Source organism: Mycobacterium sp. E342 (assembly GCF_001667665.1).
Classification (GTDB): domain Bacteria; phylum Actinomycetota; class Actinomycetes; order Mycobacteriales; family Mycobacteriaceae; genus Mycobacterium.
The window spans coordinates 1-1,241 of record NZ_LZJM01000058.1; the positions used below are offsets into that span (position 1 = coordinate 1).

Below are 1,241 nucleotides of genomic sequence, written 5' to 3' on the forward strand. Positions count from 1 at the left end.
CGCCAGGTGGTGCGTGAGGCTGAACCGGGCAGGGCCGCGTTTTGTGAGGTAGATGGCCAGGTTGTGCAGCGGGTGATCGATTACCCGGATGTCGAGTTGGCTTTTTACGACCTGCGTGGCGCACAGGATCCGGTACAGGATGTCGGTGAGATCGCGTCATCGATTCAACGCACGCCCATGCCGTGGAGCGGGCCGCTGTTCAAATTTGCGTTGTTCCAGACTCGCGGTGATGAATTTTATGTGTTCGCGTGCTGTCACCACATCGTCATCGATGGGTTGGGCATGGTGCTGGTCAGCCGTCGGCTGGCCACCATCTATACCGCCATTGTTCGCGGAGAATCCATCCCTGCGGCCTACTTCGGCTCGTTGCACGACTTGGTTCGCAGCGAGTTCGAATACGAAGCCTCCCCCGAGTACCTGCGCGATCGGGCGTATTGGCGCAGCCACCTTAGGCCAGAAAGCGAACCGGTTTATCGGTTGCCTGACGCGGTGGGTGAGCGTGACTACTCCTTGCCGTGCGGGCCGGTTGGCTTGGATCCTGCCGTCGTTGGCCGCATTCAGCCGTTGACGAAAGCCTTGCGGGTGCGCCGGTATTCGGTGCTGACCGCGGCGTGTGCGCTGTTGGTGCGGGGCTGGTCGGGCAGTGGCTCGGAGGTGGTGCTCGATTTCCCGGTCAGCCGCCGGATGGATCCGGAGTCCAAGATGCTTCCCGGGATGCTTGCTGGGGTGGTCCCGCTGGTGTTGACGGTGTCACCGCAGTCCACGGTGGCGGATTTTTGTGTGCAGGTGGATACCCGAATACGAGAGTTGCTGCAACACCAGCGGTTTCCGGTGCGCACCTTGGAGGCAGACGGCGGTCCTCGCGGTCTCAGGCAGGTGGCCAATCGGGTCGGTATAGATTTCATCCCTTCTCGATTAACTCTGGATTTTGCTGGTGCCCCGGCAACGGCGACATACACCAACTATGGTCCAGTGGGCCACTTTGGGCTGTTCTTCCTGGGCGCCGGTGACCAGCTATTCCTGAGCACGGCGGGCGCTGGGCAGCCGTTTGCCAGTTTCGACGTCTCTTATTTAGCCAACCGCTTGCAGCGGGTGTTGGCGGCGATGACTGCCGACCCGCAGCGGTTGTTGTCGTCGGTCGAGGTGCTCGACGTCGACGAGCATGCGCGCTTGGCGGTGTGGGGCAACCGTGGCGTGTTGGACCGCCCCGCCACGCCGACGGTGTCGATTCCGGATGCGTT

General features: G+C 62.0%; 1 protein-coding gene. It reads left to right on the forward strand.

All coding sequences use genetic code 11. The features are described from left to right. On the forward strand, positions 1–1,241 hold a 1,241-nt coding region (locus A5692_RS02830), incomplete at both ends, for a condensation domain-containing protein (protein ID WP_231984162.1).